Origin of the sequence: Halomonas sp. HG01 (genome assembly GCF_000968715.2) — a bacterium.
Classification (GTDB): Bacteria; Pseudomonadota; Gammaproteobacteria; order Pseudomonadales; family Halomonadaceae; genus Halomonas; species Halomonas halophila.
Window position 1 is genome coordinate 3,388,971 of sequence record NZ_CP022134.1, and the last position, 15,241, is coordinate 3,404,211.

18 protein-coding genes are annotated in these 15,241 nt (G+C 66.9%); 7 read left to right on the forward strand and 11 right to left on the reverse strand.

The features are described 5' to 3' along the window. Window positions 1-118 precede the first annotated feature (118 nt). From fliL to fliR, 7 genes are read left to right on the forward strand one after another with little or no spacing between them, the layout of a single operon-like run. Window positions 119-598, forward strand: coding sequence for a flagellar basal body-associated protein FliL (gene fliL, locus UN84_RS16055; protein ID WP_046078823.1), 480 nt, complete (start codon window positions 119-121; stop codon window positions 596-598). 19 nt (window positions 599-617) lie between these two features. Next, on the forward strand, window positions 618-1,661 hold the full coding sequence (fliM, locus tag UN84_RS16060; RefSeq protein WP_046078824.1) for a flagellar motor switch protein FliM: 1,044 nt from the start codon (window positions 618-620) through the stop codon (window positions 1,659-1,661). Then, entirely contained in the window at window positions 1,654-2,163 is a 510-nt protein-coding gene (fliN, locus tag UN84_RS16065; protein ID WP_046078825.1) for a flagellar motor switch protein FliN, read from the forward strand. Before fliM ends, fliN begins: the two co-directional genes overlap by 8 nt. Further along, window positions 2,160-2,588, forward strand: coding sequence for a flagellar biosynthetic protein FliO (gene fliO, locus UN84_RS16070; protein ID WP_035594298.1), 429 nt, complete (start codon window positions 2,160-2,162; stop codon window positions 2,586-2,588). Before fliN ends, fliO begins: the two co-directional genes overlap by 4 nt. Then, window positions 2,585-3,337, forward strand: a complete 753-nt coding sequence (fliP, locus tag UN84_RS16075; protein ID WP_046078826.1) for a flagellar type III secretion system pore protein FliP — start codon at window positions 2,585-2,587, stop codon at window positions 3,335-3,337. Before fliO ends, fliP begins: the two co-directional genes overlap by 4 nt. Window positions 3,338-3,353: 16 nt before the next feature. After that, the gene (gene fliQ, locus UN84_RS16080) at window positions 3,354-3,623 is read left to right on the forward strand and encodes a flagellar biosynthesis protein FliQ (protein ID WP_046078827.1); all 270 of its coding nucleotides are present in this window, start codon (window positions 3,354-3,356) and stop codon (window positions 3,621-3,623) included. A 6-nt stretch (window positions 3,624-3,629) separates the two neighbouring features. Beyond that, on the forward strand, window positions 3,630-4,424 hold the full coding sequence (fliR, locus tag UN84_RS16085) for a flagellar biosynthetic protein FliR (RefSeq protein ID WP_046078828.1): 795 nt from the start codon (window positions 3,630-3,632) through the stop codon (window positions 4,422-4,424). A gap of 102 nt (window positions 4,425-4,526) precedes the next feature. Here the strand turns inward: fliR and flgL are convergent, their stop codons facing one another. From flgL to flgB, 11 genes are all read right to left on the reverse strand, one after another. Then, the gene (flgL, locus tag UN84_RS16090) at window positions 4,527-5,750 is read right to left on the reverse strand and encodes a flagellar hook-associated protein FlgL (protein ID WP_046078829.1); all 1,224 of its coding nucleotides are present in this window, start codon (window positions 5,748-5,750) and stop codon (window positions 4,527-4,529) included. 18 nt (window positions 5,751-5,768) lie between these two features. Further along, entirely contained in the window at window positions 5,769-7,412 is a 1,644-nt protein-coding gene (gene flgK, locus UN84_RS16095) for a flagellar hook-associated protein FlgK (RefSeq protein WP_046078830.1), read from the reverse strand. Window positions 7,413-7,518: 106 nt separating this feature from the next. After that, complete coding sequence (gene flgJ, locus UN84_RS16100) at window positions 7,519-8,535, reverse strand: flagellar assembly peptidoglycan hydrolase FlgJ (protein ID WP_046078831.1); 1,017 nt, start codon at window positions 8,533-8,535, stop codon at window positions 7,519-7,521. Continuing rightward, on the reverse strand, window positions 8,535-9,602 hold the full coding sequence (locus UN84_RS16105; protein WP_106488212.1) for a flagellar basal body P-ring protein FlgI: 1,068 nt from the start codon (window positions 9,600-9,602) through the stop codon (window positions 8,535-8,537). Before UN84_RS16105 ends, flgJ begins: the two co-directional genes overlap by 1 nt. A gap of 78 nt (window positions 9,603-9,680) precedes the next feature. Further along, a complete protein-coding gene (locus UN84_RS16110) occupies window positions 9,681-10,355 on the reverse strand; it encodes a flagellar basal body L-ring protein FlgH (protein ID WP_082090855.1) in 675 nt (224 codons plus the stop codon). A 37-nt stretch (window positions 10,356-10,392) separates the two neighbouring features. Continuing rightward, window positions 10,393-11,175, reverse strand: coding sequence for a flagellar basal-body rod protein FlgG (flgG, locus tag UN84_RS16115; RefSeq protein ID WP_035594307.1), 783 nt, complete (start codon window positions 11,173-11,175; stop codon window positions 10,393-10,395). Between the two features lie 25 nt (window positions 11,176-11,200). Continuing rightward, window positions 11,201-11,953, reverse strand: a complete 753-nt coding sequence (locus UN84_RS16120) for a flagellar basal body rod protein FlgF (RefSeq protein ID WP_046078833.1) — start codon at window positions 11,951-11,953, stop codon at window positions 11,201-11,203. 17 nt (window positions 11,954-11,970) lie between these two features. Next, window positions 11,971-13,506 (reverse strand): flagellar hook protein FlgE, encoded by a 1,536-nt coding sequence (locus UN84_RS16125; RefSeq protein ID WP_046078834.1) that lies wholly within the window; start codon window positions 13,504-13,506, stop codon window positions 11,971-11,973. A 73-nt stretch (window positions 13,507-13,579) separates the two neighbouring features. Further along, entirely contained in the window at window positions 13,580-14,293 is a 714-nt protein-coding gene (gene flgD / locus UN84_RS16130; protein ID WP_046078835.1) for a flagellar hook assembly protein FlgD, read from the reverse strand. Between the two features lie 4 nt (window positions 14,294-14,297). After that, window positions 14,298-14,705 (reverse strand): flagellar basal body rod protein FlgC, encoded by a 408-nt coding sequence (gene flgC / locus UN84_RS16135; RefSeq protein WP_035594316.1) that lies wholly within the window; start codon window positions 14,703-14,705, stop codon window positions 14,298-14,300. 11 nt (window positions 14,706-14,716) lie between these two features. Further along, a complete protein-coding gene (gene flgB, locus UN84_RS16140) occupies window positions 14,717-15,133 on the reverse strand; it encodes a flagellar basal body rod protein FlgB (RefSeq protein WP_046078836.1) in 417 nt (138 codons plus the stop codon). Window positions 15,134-15,241: the final 108 nt, after the last annotated feature.

Below are 15,241 nucleotides of genomic sequence, written 5' to 3' on the forward strand. Positions count from 1 at the left end.
GGGCAGGTCGCAAAATCCGGAGATGGCCCCGTTCATCGGGCCTGTTCGATTCATCGTGCCGCCCTCGCGGGCGGCATAATTCCCCGCTATCGGCAGAATATTCAGCATAGGAACGGTAATGGCGACATCCAGCGGAGGTTCCCGGAAACTGCTGTGGCTACTGGTGGTGCTGGTGGTGATCGCCTCCTCGGCGGCGGCCACGGCCCTGTTCATGGTCATGAGCGGCGACGGGGACGACGGCAAGGCCATGGCTCAGGAGCCCGAGACCATCGAGCACAAGGCCCCGATCTTCGTGGAGATCGAACCCTTCACCGTCAACCTGGCCGACGACGACTACGGGTCACGGCTGCTCTACGCCGGCATCTCGCTCAAGGTTGCCGACGAGCAGAGCCAGGCGCTGCTGACCGAACACATGCCCGAGGTGCGCAGCCGCCTGCTGATGCTGCTCTCCGGCAAGCAGGCCGCCGACCTCGCCTCGCAGGAAGACAAGCGGCGCCTCGCCGAACAGGTGAAGGCCACCCTCGAGGCGCCGATGGTGGAGCCGCAGCCGGAACTGGCCATCGAGAACGTGCTGTTCACCGAATTCATCGTGCAATGACGCCGGGCCCGTAGCGACCATGTCTCAAGAAGATCTGCTCTCCCAGGACGAGATCGACGCCCTGCTCAAGGGCGTCAGCGGGGACGACGAGCCCGCGGAGGGCCAGGACGGCCAGCCGCAGGTCCGCCCCTTCGATCCGGCCAACCAGCACCGCATCATCCGCGAACGCCTGCATGCCCTGGACATGATCAACGAGCGCTTCGCCCGCTACTTCCGCATGGGCCTGTTCAACCTGATCCGGCGCAGCGCCGACATCACCGTGGATTCGGTGAAGTACCAAAGCTACAGCGACTTCTCGCGCAACGTGCCGGTGCCCACCAACATCAACATGATCGCCATGAAGCCACTCAAGGGCTCGGCGCTGATCGTGTTTCCGCCGAACCTGGTATTCATGGTGGTGGACAACCTGTTCGGCGGCGATGGCCGTTTCCTCACCAAGTCCGAGGGGCGCGAGTTCACCAACACCGAACAGCGCATCATCCAGCGCATGCTGCAGCTGGCCATCGAGGCCTACGGCGACTCCTGGAAGTCGGTCTATCCGCTGGACATCAGCTTCCTGCGCAGCGAGATGCAGTCGAAGTTCGCCAACATCACCAATTCGCCCAACGAGATCGTGGTCAACACCAGCTTCAATCTCGAGGTGGGCAACCTGGCCAGCAGCTTCCAGATCTGCATGCCCTACTCGATGATCGAACCGCTGCGCGACCTGCTGACCAACCCGGTCAACGAGGGCCATCAGGATCAGGACGGCAGCTGGTCGAAGCGCATGGCCGGCGAGCTGCGCCAGTCCGAGATCGAGCTGGTGGCCAACTTCGCCGACATCCCCTCACGCATCTCCCAGGTGCTGGCCCTCAAGGCCGGCGACGTGCTGCCGCTGGAACTGCCCGAGACCGTGACCGCCAGCGTGGACGGCGTGCCGGTGATGGAATGCGAATACGGCAGCCAGCACGATCAACGTGCCCTGCGGGTGCGTCGACTGTTCGATCACGCGGCGGGCCACGCGCCGTCCAGCGCCTTCGTCAAGGGGGCTCAGCCGACATCCAAGGAAGCCAAGCATGACTGATCCCAACAAGCCCGACGATCAGAACCTCGACGACGAATGGGCGGCCGCCATGTCCGAACAGGAGGGCGATGCCACGCCGAGCGGGGAGGAGGATCCCTGGGCCGCCGCCATGGCCGAGCAGGCCGCCGCCGAGGAAGCCGAGGGTGACGATGCCCCCGCCGCGGACAGCGGCGCCGCAGCGCAGCCCGCCAGCGACAGCGTCTTCCAGCCGCTGGAGGGAGGCCAGGACAAGGCGGTGCCCCGCGATCTCGAGATGATCATGGACATCCCGGTCAAGCTGACCGTGGAGCTGGGTCGCACCAAGCTGACCATCAAGCAGTTGCTGGAGCTCGCCCAGGGTTCCGTGATCGAGCTCGAGGGGCTGGCCGGCGAACCGATGGACATCCTGATCAACGGCTATCTGATCGCCCAGGGCGAGGTGGTGGTGGTGGATGACAAGTACGGCATCCGCATCACCGAGATCATCACGCCCTCCGAGCGCGTCCAGAAGCTGAATCGATGAGCGAGAGCGCATCCGGTGCCGTCGCCGATGGCCTGGGCGGCGGCGAGGCGCTGATCGGCATGGCCACCCTGGGCAAGACCGCCGCGGCCCTGGCGCTGGTGCTGGCGATCATCGTCGCCTGCAGCCTGCTACTCAGACGGCTCAACGGTGGCGGGCGCGGCCAGGGCCAGCGTCCGCGCCTGGTGGGCAGCACCAGCATCGGCCAGCGCGAGCGGGTGGTGATCGTCGAGGTCGAGGGCACCTGGCTGGTGCTGGGCGTCGGCGGTGGCCAGGTAAACAAGCTCCACGAGCTGCCGGCCCCCGAGTCGCCGGCGACAGCCCCCGCCTCTCCCGCCTTCTCCGAGGACGACGGCTTCGCCGCCCGCTTCGCCAAGGCCCTGCGTCACAACGCCGGGCTGGGCCGACACGACCGGGATCGCCCATGAACCGTTTCGCCACGCGTCACGCCCGCTGGTGGCTGCTGGCCCTGCTGCTGGTGCCGGGTCTGGCCCTGGCCCAGCAGATCCCCGGGCTGATCAGCCAGCCGATGGAGGACGGCGGCCAGCGCTGGTCGCTGTCGCTGCAGACGCTGCTGTTGCTCAGCTCGCTGGCCTTCCTGCCGGCGGCGGTGCTGATGATGACCAGCTTCACCCGCATCATCATCGTGCTGGGCCTGCTGCGCACCGCCATGGGCACCCAGGCCACGCCGCCCAACCAGATCCTGCTGGGCCTGGCGCTGTTCCTGACCTTCTTCATCATGGCCCCGGTGTTCGGCGAGGTGTACGACCAGGCCTGGGTGCCGCTGTCCAACGGCAGCATCGCCTTTCCCGAGTTCCTGACCCAGGCCCAGGGCCCGTTCCGCGAGTTCATGATGGCCCAGACCCGCGAGCCGGACCTGGCGCTGTTCGCGCGCCTGGCCGACGTCGGGCAGATGCAGGGCCCGGAGGATGTGCCGCTGCGCGTACTGGTGCCGTCCTTCGTGACCAGCGAGCTGAAGACGGCCTTTCAGATCGGCTTCACCATCTTCATCCCCTTCCTGATCATCGACCTGGTGGTGGCCAGCACGCTGATGGGCCTCGGGATGATGATGGTACCGCCGATCACCATCTCGCTGCCCTTCAAGCTGATGCTGTTCGTGCTGGTCGACGGCTGGCAGCTGATCATCGGCTCGCTGGCGGAAAGCTTCTACGTGTGAACGCCCGGAGACTGCCATGACCCCCGAGACGGTAATGACCATCGCCTACCAGGGCATGCGCGTGACCCTGCTGCTGGCGGGCCCGCTGCTGCTCACCGCGCTGTTCACCGGCCTGCTGGTCAGCCTGTTCCAGGCCGCCACCCAGATCAACGAGATGACCCTGTCGTTCATCCCCAAGATCCTGGCGGTGTTCACCGTGCTGGTCCTCGCCGGCCCCTGGCTGCTGGGCCTGATCACCACCTTCACCCGCGAGCTGTTCGGCAACATCCCCAGCATGGTGATGTAGGCCATCATGGTCGAGATCACGTTCGACCAGCTGCACGGCTGGCTGGTCGCCTTCCTGTGGCCCTTCTGCCGCATCAGCGGGCTGATGCTGACCTCGCCGCTCTGGGGGCACTCCAGCGTGCCACGCCAGGCCAAAATCGCCCTGGCCGCCTCGCTGACCGTGGTGATGGTCCCGGTGCTGCCGGCGATGCCGAGCGTGCCGCTGTTCTCCTGGGCGGGGCTCGGCATCGTCATCGAGCAGCTGCTGGTCGGCGCCGCCATGGGCCTGGTGATGCGCGTCACCCTGGTGGTGGTACAGGCCACCGGTGAATTCATCGGCCTGCAGATGGGCTTGGCCTTCGCCACCTTCTTCGACCCGGCCAGCGGCACCAACATGATGGTGCTGTCGCGCATCCTGTACACGATCACGCTGCTGATGTTCCTGGCCCTCAACGGCCACCTGATGGTGCTCGAGCTGCTGGCCTCGAGCTTTCAGACCCTGCCCATCGGCCTGGGGCGCTACGACCCCGCCGCCTTCGAGATGCTGGCCCGCTACGGCGGCACCATCTTCTCCTTCGGCATGCTGCTGGCCCTTCCGCTGGTGGCGGCGCTGCTGATCATCAACCTGGGGCTGGGCATCCTCAACCGCTCGGCGCCCCAGCTCACCGTGTTCAACATCGGCTTCCCGGCCTCGCTGACGGTCGGGGTGGTGCTGCTGATGGTGCTGATGACCGACCTGGGCCGGGTCCTGCAACGACTGTTCGGACAGGGCCTCACCTTCTTGAGTGAATTCCTGCAGGTGCTGGCGCCGCTGAGCGGCTGAGTCGCCTCTTACTGCCAACAAAAAACCGCCCTGTCGTGGGACGACAGGGCGGGGAAAGGGATCATGGGCAGGGAAGACCATGACCGGCAGGCAAGGGCAGGATCAGAGGTACTGGAAGAGCGACATGCCCTTCATGTTGGCGAAGGTCTGCTGGGACGCCTGCAGGCCGACCTGACGCAGGCTGTATTCGGAGATCGCTGCGGCATAGTCGAGATCAACCAGATCGGACCGGGTCTGCTCGTAGTTCAGGGTGCGGTTGCTGCTGACGCCATCCACCACGTCCAGCTCGTTGAGCCGCGCGCCCATGGAGGCGCGCACCGTCAAGACATTGTCCAGGCTATTGTCCAGCTCGCGCATGGAGGTGCTCAGAGTATTGCCGAGCGCGGCCCGCTCCGCTTCGGTGCCGGCCGGGCTTTCCAGCACGGATATCGCGTTCTCCAGGGTGGTGAAGAGGTCGGTATTGCCCTGATCGGCGGGCTTCACCGCGATGCTGTCGCCGTCAACGGGCTGACCGTCCAGCTCCATGGACAGGCCTTCGAACGCGATCCGCGTACCTTCTTCACCGGGCGAATAGGCGCCATCGGCCACCCTGTCGCCATCACCGTTCAACACCTCGTAGGTGAACCCCGACGCCTCGTCACCGGTGAAGGTGATGGTATAGGGCTGGTCGGCGTCGACTGCCTCATCGTCCAGCACCTGGGGGCCGGAGAAGGTGACGCCACCGGCATTGCCGGCCTCAGCAGCGGCCACATGACCGGCGCCGCCGGGCACGCTCTGGAAGATCGCCTGCCCGCTGTCGCTGACCTCCATCAGCCGCGAGGCATCGATGCGCTGCCGGCGCACCTCGCTGTCACCCACGTACTCGACCTCGCCACCGTTGCCCTTGACGAAGGGCGCGCTGCTGTCGCTGTAGCCGCCGAACAGGTAGGTGCCGTTGCCATCGGTGGCGTTGGCCTGGCCCAGCAGGGTCTCGTAGATGCCACTCAACTCCGAGGCCACGGACTGCCGATCCGCATCGCTGAGGGTGCCGTTCGATGCTTGAACCAGCAGGGTCTTGGCACTGGTGATCGCATCGCTGACGCTGTTGAGCACGCTCTCGCCCTGGGACAGCGAGTTACGGGCGCTGACGCGGGAGTCTGTGTGCTGCTCGGTGACGGCCAGCGACTGACTGACGCCCACGGCCCGAGCGGCCGCCTGGGGATCGTCGGACGGGCTCGTCACCCGGCGACCGCTGGCGATCTGCTGGCTGACGTCGTTGAACTTGGCCTGCTGCTGATTGAGCGAGCCGACGCTCTGATTGAAGATGGTGAGGGTACTGATGCGCATCTCGTGAGACTCTCCCTATCAACCGCGCAGACCGAGCACGGTGTCGAGCACCGAGGTGGCGGTATCGATGACCTTGGCGTTGGCCTGGTAGTACTGCTGGTAACGGATCAGGTTGGCCGCCTCTTCATCCAGGTTGACCCCGGACTCGGACTGCTGGACGGCCTCCAGCTGCTGGCTGAGCCCCTGCTGGGCCTCCAGATTGACCTGGACGATATTGGTCCGGTTGCCGACGTCGCTGACCAGGGAGGCATAGGCCTCGCTCAGCGAGGCCGAACCGCCCACCACGCTCTTCTGCTGAAGATCCTGCAGGGCCAGGGCGTTCTCGTTGTTCCCAGAGCCGCCCCCCGGACCGGCCGCGGCGATCCTGTCGGTATCGCCGATGGCGCTCTCCAGGCCACCCGCGGCACGACGAACCGGCTGGACCACGAAGCGATCGTTGTCGGCCAGGCCGGCAGGATCGTCGAAGCTCAGGGTCAGGCCGCCGAAGCTCAGCTCGCCGCCGGCATAGTCGACGTCGGCGGCCTCCAGTACGGCCCCGGTGTCCTCGCGCACCACCTCGAAGGCCGGCGCCGCGGCGTCGGTGACGCGCACCGTATAGTCGGTGGCCTTGAGCTGATCGATGCTGTCGGCATCGAAGGCCGCCCCGGCGATCTCGGCGGTGCCCGTGTTGCGCTCGGCCGAGAAGGCTCGCGGCTCACCGATACTGAAGAACTCGCCGCCCGCGTCGCCGTTCAGGTCGATGCCTTCGGCATGCTGTCGGTTGACCGCCACCGCCAGCGAGACCGCCATCTGGCCGATCTGGTTCTGGGTCTTGTCCAGGGTCTCGGCTCGGAAGTCCATCAGCCCGCCCAGAGTCCCGCCGCTGATGGCGTCCTTGTCCAGGGCTCGGACGTTGCCGCTGGAGTCCGGATAGCCGACCACGGTGCGCTGAGGATCTTCCGGCGAGGCCATGGCTTCCAGCTTGAAGCTGCGATCGCCCATCACCAACGGCTGGCCATTGGGCAGGCTGACGTTGTAGGACTTGCCGTCCTGGATGTTGAGCCGCAGGTCCATGCGCTCGCTGAGCTCGTGGACCAGCTGGTCGCGCTGGTTGAGCAGCGCATTGGGCGCCTCGCCCTGCTTGGCACGTGCCAGAGCGATCTCGCGGTTGATCGAGCCCAGCTGCTCGGTGGTGTTGTTGATCTGGGTGACCTCGTCCTCGATCTGGCCGTTGATGCCGTTCTGCATGTCCTGGAGGTAGCCGTCGAAGGAGCGGAACTGGGCGCTCAGGGTATCCGCCGAGCCGAGCACGCCCTGGCGGGCGGCCGGGTCGGAGGGTGCGCTGGCCAGGTCCTCCATCGAGGAGAAGAAGTCCTGCATCAGCGGCGAGAGCCCGGCGGCCTCGTCGGCCAGCAGGTTGTCGATCTGCTCCACCTGGGTGCCGTAGGTTTCCAGCGCGCTGGTCTTGCTGGTGGCGTCATTCAGCTGGTCGGCGACATAGCGGTTGAACTGGCGCTGGATATCATTGACCTGCACCCCGCCCGTGCCCGTGCCGCTCTCCCCCAGCACGGTCACCTCGCGGTTGTAGCCGGGCGTGTAGACGTTGCTGATGTTGTTGCTGGTGGACGCCAGGGCGTTCTGGGCGGCGTTGAGGCCGCTGAGGCCGGTGGAGAAGATGCTCATGACAGATGTTCCCTTTTGCCGATTCTCTGGCTATCGGCCGCGGCGGGCCGGACTTGAGGCCGAATGTCCTTGAGCCGGGGACTGAAAGCCCCCGGGAAAATGCCGATCAGCGTGACGCCAGTCGCTGGCCCTCGGGCAGTGGCCCCAGGGTGTCCATGACCGCGATCAGCTTGTCGGCATAGGCCGGGTCGGTGGCATAACCGCCGCGCTGCAGGGCCCGGGCCGCCTGGTCGGGCGTCGCGGCCGAACTGACGCCGGCATAGCGAGGATTGTCGCCGATCAGACGGGCGTAGTCGGCGAACGCTGCCTGGAAGGAGTCATAGACGCGGAAGCGATCGCGCACCGCCTGGCGACGGCCGTCGATCACCTCATGGGTCAGGATCTCGGTGGTCTCGCCCTGCCAGCGGCTGCCGGCCTTGATGCCGAACAGGTTATGGCTGTTGCCGCCGTCGGCGGTGGGAATCTCGCGCCGCCCCCAGCCGGTCTCCAGCGCCGCCTGGGCGAGGATCAACTCGGCCGGCACGCCGCTCTCGCGGCTGGCCTCACGGGCCGGGCCGGCGAGCCTGGCCAGGAAGGCCTGAACGTGCTCGGGCCGGTCCGCCATCGCGGCCGGATCCGCCACGGCGGACGCCGGCTCATCCACGCCGGTCTGAAGCGCCTCGAGGAAGGAGGTCGGCGCCGATGACGCGTCACCCTCGGCCCGCGCGCCAGTGTCCGGCTCGGCCATCAGCGCATCGGTCAGCGGGCGCGGCGTGCCGCGGGGAATCCCGGCGATCAGCGCCTCGATGTTGCGGTGACTCGAGGCCGAGGCATCGCGCCCGCCGACCGAGCCCTCGAGCTGGGCCACCAGCTGGTCGGCCAGCCCCAGGCCACGCTCGGCCACGCTCTGCGACCACTGCTTGTCGAGCATCTCCTGATACATGTCGCCGGCCTGGCTCTGGAGCAGCCCCGAGGTCGGCACCGCCTCGCGCATGCTCTTGACCATCATCTGCACGAACAGGGCCTCGAACTGCTGGGCGGCGCCCTTCAGGCCCTCGCCGGAATCATTGTGCTTGAGGCGCTCCAGGCCCTGGATGTCCAGGGCGAACTGGCCGCGGGCGGTGTCGGGAGCATCCAGGCTCATCAGATGATCTCCAGTTCGGCGCGCAGCGAGCCCGCTTCCTTGAGGGCCTCGAGGATCGACATCAGGTCGTTGGGCGTGGCACCCAGGGAGTTGAGCGCGTCGACCACCTCCATCAGGTCCGCGCCCTCGACGACCTTGAGGGTGCCGGGCTGCTGCTGGATGCTGATCTCGGCATCCTGGGTCACCACGGTCTGGCCGTTGCCGAACGGGTTCGGCTGGCTGACGTCCACGTCGCTGTCGATGACGATCGACAGGTTGCCCTGGGCCACCGCTGCCCGGCGCAGGGTCACCTGGCCGTTGAGCACCACCGACCCGGTCCGCGAGTTGAGTACCACGCGGGCCGGCTCCTCGGTGGGCGTGACCTGGACGTTCTCGACCCGGGCCATGAAATTGACCCGCGCGTTGGGATCGAGCGGGCCGTCCAGGGCGATCACCCGGGCGTTGCGGGCCGAGGCCACGACACGACCGAACTCCTGGTTGATGGCGCTGACCGCCCGCTGGGCGGTGCCGAAGTCGTCGGTCTGGAGCTGCAGCTCGAGCAGTCCGCCGTTGGCGCCCAGGTCGAGGGGCACCTCGCGCTCCACGGTGGCGCCGTTGGCGATGCGCCCCCCGCCCTGCTGGTTGACCTGCACGCTGGAACCGCCGGCCGCTGCCCCCGCACCACCGACCAGCAGGTTGCCCTGGGCCAGGGCGTAGACGCTGCCGTCGGCGCCCTTCAGCGGGGTCATCAGCAGGGTGCCGCCGCGCAGGCTGTCGGCGTTGCCCACCGAGGACACCACCACGTCGAGGTTCTGCCCGGGGCGGGCGAAGGCCGGCATCTCGGCCGTGACCATCACCGCCGCCACGTTGCGCAGCTGCATGTTGGTGCCCGCCGGCACGGTGATGCCGAGCTGGGAGAGCATGTTGGTCAGGCTCTGGCCGGTGAAGGGCGCCTGGGTGGTGCGGTCGCCGGTGCCGTCGAGGCCGACCACCAGGCCGTAGCCGACCAGGGCGTTGTCGCGCACGCCGGCGAAGCTGGCCAGCTCTCGCAGTCGCTCGGCCTGGGCCGGCAGTGCCAACAGGATCATCGCCACGAAGGCCAGCCCGGAGGCCAGCCGCGGAAGTGCGCCCAGCGCGCGTCGAGTGCCGGTCATCATGCCACTCTCCTAGAAGGGCGAGACGTTGAGGAAGAAGCGCTGCAGCCAGCCCATGTGCTGCGCCTCGTTGATGTAGCCGTCGCCGACGTACTCGATGCGGGCGTCGGCCACCGAGGTCGAGGGCACGGTGTTCTCGCCGGTGATGTCGCGGGGATTGACCACCCCGCCGAAGCGGATGAACTCGGTGCCCTGGTTGATGGCGATCTGCTTCTCGCCGCGCACCCGCAGGTTGCCGTTGCCCAGCACGTCGATCACGGTCACGGTGATGGTGCCGGTGAAGGAGTTGTTGGCCTGGGAGCCACCGCCGCCCTGGAAGTCGCTCTCCCCGGAGACATCGAAGCCGTACTCCGCCAGGGTATCGAGGGCATCCGGCAGCTGGGCCAGCTCGAGGCTGGACGAGCCGTTGCGGTCGGCGTTCGAGCGGGCGTTCTTGCTGGCGCTGACCTGTTCGTCCAGCACGATGGTCAGGATGTCGCCGATCATCCGCGGACGACGATCCTCGAACAGCGGCTGATAACCGCTGCGCGGCTGGTAGATGGCCCCGTTGGCGCGCGCCATCGGCCGCTCCGGAATCTCGATCCGCTCCTGCTCGCCGACCACCGAGGCGTGGGGAATCTGCGCACAGCCCCCCAGCACCGCCAGTGCCACGACCAGCAGCCAGCGCCATGCACCACCCGGAATCATCCCGCTCATGCCCTCGCCCTCCGGTCCATCACTCGCCTCACAGCTGGGCCAGGCGCGAGAGCATCTCGTCGCTGGTCTGCACGGCCTTGCTGTTGATCTCGTAGGCACGCTGAGTCTGGATCATGCTGACCATTTCCTTGACCACGCTGACGTTGGAGGTCTCGACGTAGTTCTGCATGATGCTGCCGGTGCCGTTCATGCCGGGAATATCCTCGGTGCGCGGCCCGGAGGCGGTGGTCTCGGCATACAGATTGCCGCCGAGGCTCTCCAGCCCGGTGGGATTAACGAAGGTGGAGAGGGTGACCTGGCCGACTTCCTGAAGCTCGCTGTCGCCCGGCACCTTGACCGACACGATGCCGTCCTCGCCGATGTTCACCGACAGGGCGTTCGGCGGGATGACGATACCCGGCTCCAGTGGATAGCCGTTGGCGGTGACCATCTGGCCGTTCTGGTCCAGCTGGAAGCTGCCGTCACGGGTGTAGGCGGTGGTGCCGTCCGGCATCATCACCTGGAAGAAGCCCCGGCCCTCGATGGCCAGGTCACGGCTGTTGCCGGTCTGCTCGAGCCCGCCCTGGGTGTGCAGGCGCTCGGTGGCCACCGGACGCACGCCGGTACCGACCTGCATGCCCGACGGCAGCCGATCCTGGGCGTTGGTCTGGGCACCGGGCTGGCGCAGGTTCTGATACAGCAGGTCCTCGAACACCGCCCGAGACTGCTTGAAGCCGTTGGTGTTGACGTTGGCCAGGTTGTTGGAGATGACGTCCAGCTTGGTCTGCTGGGCCTCCAGGCCGGTCTTGGCCGTCCATAGTGACTTGATCATTCTGGTTCCCTCATGTTCGTTCGGCTCAGCTCAGCGAGAGCAGGCTGTTGGCCCGCTGATCGTTCTCGTCGGCGGTGCTCATGACCTTGGTCTGCATCTCGTAACGGCGCGCCACGTCGATCATCGACACCATGCTCTCCACCGGATTGACGTTGCTGCCCTCGAGCGCACCGCTGATCAGCTTGGCATCGTCATCCGCCGGCAGCAGGCCGGGCTGGCCGTCCTGGCCGGGGGCGCGGAAGAGGCCATCGACGCCGCGCTCCAACCCATCGGGCCCCGGCGTGGCCAGCTTGAGGCGACCCACCGGCACCAGGGCGTCGGGCCCCTGGCCGGGGGCGATGGCACTGATCGTGCCGTCGGCGCCCAGCGAGACCTGCGCGCCCAGGGGCACCTGGACGGGGCCGCCCTCGCCGATCACCGGATGGCCGGCGCTGCGCAGCAGACCGTCGCCATCGACCTGGAGGTCGCCGCGGCGGGTGTAGGCCTCGGTGCCGTCGGGGGCCTGGACGGCGAGCCAGGCATCGCCCTTCATCGCCACGTCCAGGGTGCGGCCGGTGCGGGTCATCGGGCCGGACGAGGTATCGGCGCCCGGCGTGGATGCCGCCACCGAGGCGCGAGTGTCCAGGCGCCCGTCGCCCTCCACCGGCACCGCGCGCATCGCATGCAGCTGGGCGCGAAAGCCGGTGGTCGAGGCGTTGGCCAGGTTGTGGCTGACCACCGCCTGCTGCTCCATGCTCTGGCGCGCGCCGCTCATGGCGGTATAGAGGATGCGATCCATGACTCAGCCTCCCGGGCTTAGCGGCTCAGGTTGATGGCGGCCTGCAGGACCTCGTCCTGGGTGGAGATGGTCTGGGAATTGGCCTGGTAGGCCCGCTGGGTGACGATCATGTCGACCAGCTCGCTGGCCAGGTCCACGTTGGAGGTCTCGATGGCGCTGGACTGGACGCTGCCGAGCACCCCGGTGCCTGGCTCGCCGAGCAGCTCCTGACCGGAGCTCGCGGTGGCCGACCAGGCGTTGTCACCCACCGCCTCTAGCCCTTCCGGGTTGCGGAAGTTGGCCAGGGCGATCTGCCCGGCCGGCACCGACTGCTCGTTGGCGTAGTTGCGCATCACGGTGCCGTCGTCCTGGATGGTGATGCCCACCAGGGCGCCGGAGGTATAGCCGTCCTGGGTCAGCGAGCTGGTCGAGGAGGTATTGCCGAACTGGGTGGAGCCGGTCGGTCGATAGTCGAAGGTCAGCTCGGCGGCGCCACCCTGCGCGGCGAAGGTCATCGCCGTCTCGATATCGGCATCCAGGGCGTTATAGGCGGTGGTATAGGCAGCCTGGGCAGTATTGCGTTGACCAAGCGCATCGCTATATGCCGTCGTCGCGTCAGTCAGCTCATTTTTGGCCGTCGCAAGCGCTGCCTTGGCCGCATCCAGGGCATCCTGATTGGCCTGGGAGTTATCGGCATCATAAGCCGCCTGGGCTGCGTCGACGGCAGCCTGGGCACTGTCGTAGGCATCCTGCGCCGCATCGCGGTCGCTGGTCGCCGTTACCAGCTCGACCTCGCGCTGCTCGAGCGTGTCCTCCGCCTGCAGGAAGTTGGCGTCGACACCAGCCACGCCCTGGTCCTGGAGCTGACCGTTATTGTCGAAGCGCAGGAAGAAATCGTTCTCTTCAGAGTATGTGCCGTCCATCACCGCCCGACCGCGCCAGGTATTGGCATCGACCTTCTCGTAGTAGACGGTGACGTTGCGCGAATTTCCCAGAGAGTCGTAGGTCGAGAAGTTATTCGAGAAGTGATAGTCCAGGGTGGTGGCGGCCCCCGTAGCGTCGGTCACTTCGGCTTGGCTGAGCCCTTCATCGACCGCCTCCCGGGCATCCAGGTTGAAGGTGGTCGAGACACCGGTAGTGGCACTGGCTGCCATGTCGTCCGCTGGCACCTGCAGCACCTCTGGCTGGCCGCCGACCTGAACATTGCCCGCCGCGTTGAGCCCGTAGCCCATGATCCGCGCGCCCTGGGCATTCACCAGGTAACCGTCGGCGGTCATGGACAGCTGACCGTTGCGGGAGTAGACCACCTCACCATCCTGCTGGAAGCGGAAGAAGCCGTCGCCGCTGATCGCCAGGTCCAGATTGCGGCCGGTGTTCTCGATATTACCGTCTCCGAAGTCCTGCAGCACGGCCGAGACCTTGGTGCCCAGACCGGTGGAGCCGGCGAAAACATCGGCGAACTGGGCACTGGAGCTCTTGTAGCCCACGGTCTGGGAGTTGGCGATGTTGTTGCCCAGCACGTCGAGGCTGGAGGAGGCGGCGTTCAGGCCGCTGAGCGCTTGTGAGAAGCCCATGTCGTGTTATCCCTGCGTTATCGAATCATGAAAGGTGCTGAGCCGACCCGCCCCTCGAACCGGCCCCGACGCATCACAGAATCTGCTTGATGTCCCCAAGCCCCACCTGGCCGTAGACGGCGCCGAGGTCGAGCCGGACATCACCGTCCGGGGACGGCGTGACGCTGTTGACCATGGCGTAGTTGAGCGACTCGACCGATACCGGGCTGTCGCCCTGGCTGGCTTCGACGCGGAACTGGTAGGCACCATCGGCGGCGACCTGGCCGTCGCTGGTCTTGCCGTCCCAGCTGAAGGACTGCACGCCGGCGTCCATGGCCCCCAGGTCATAGGCATTGACCACCTGACCGGCGCCGTTGGTGACGGTCACCTTGACCCGGTCGGCCGGGGCGGCCAGCTCGACGCCCATGGGCGTGGTGGTCACGTCACCCGCATCGTTCTGGTCGAGCAGCACCCGGTTGCCGGGCACCATCACGCCCTGCCCGATCAGCGCCGTGGCCTGCAGCGTGCGCCCGGCGTCGATCTGGCTGGTGATCTCGGACAGCGAGTCGTTGAGCTTCTCGATGCCGCTGACGGTGTTGATCTGCGCCAGCTGGGAGGTCATCTCCTCGTTTTTCATCGGATCCATCGGATCCTGGTTCTTAAGCTGGGTCACCAGCATGGTCATGAAGTTGTTGCGCAGCTCGTCGGACTGGGCAGACGTCAGCCCCGAGCCGCCGCCGGCCCGGTTCGCCCCGGAGGCGCCGCCATTGAGGCCGTTGAGCACGCCGGAATCGATGGTGGATGCCATGGGATCAGCCCTCGCCCAGGGTCAGGGTCTTGAGCATCAACTGCTTGTTGGTGTTCATGACCTCGACGTTGGCCTGATAGGAACGGGAGGCGGAGATCATGTTGGCCATCTCCGCCACGGGATCGACGTTGGGCAGGCTCACGTAGCCCTGCTCGTCGGCCAGCGGGTGCTCGGGGCGATACTCCTGGCGCAGCGGCGCCGGATCCTCGACCACCTCGCGCACCCCGACGCCACCCACGCCACGGCGCGAGGCGGCCTGGCTCTCGAACATCACCTGCTTGGCGCGATAGGCCTCGCCGTCGGGGCCGGCCACGCTGTCGGCGTTGGCCAGGTTGCTGGCGGTGACGTTCATGCGCTGCGACTGGGCGCTCATCGCCGAGCCGGAGATATCGAACACGGAAAACATCGACATGCCACCGCTCCTTATTCGGGTTGCATGGCCTTCTTGAGGCCCTGGATACGACTGTTGAGGAGCGTCAGCGAGGCCTGATAGCGCACCGAGTTGTCCGCGAAGGCGGTGCGCTCGCGGTCCATATCGACGGTGTTGCCATCGAGGCTCGGCTGGTCCGGCACCCGATAGAGCAGCTCCCCGCGCGGCGACGGCATGCCCTGGCCGGCCAGATGGCCGCCGTCGGTGCGCGCGAGCGACAGCCCGCCGCCCGCACCGGCACCGCCCTGACGGGTCGCCTTGGCCAGTTCGGCACCGAAGTCCATGTCGCGGGCCTTGTAGCCCGGGGTATCGGCGTTGGCGATGTTGCTGGCCAGCACCTTCTGTCGCTCATGGCGCAGGCTCAGGGCCTGCTGGGAGAAGTTGAGGGAGGCTTCGAGCTGATCGATCATCCGGCACGCTCCGGAAAAGGAAATTCGTCGACGATGGAGAATAGCCACGGTGCTGTCAGCCCAAAGGATCGAACAGCCTTCGATAGCCGGGCCATTTCACGGCATCCC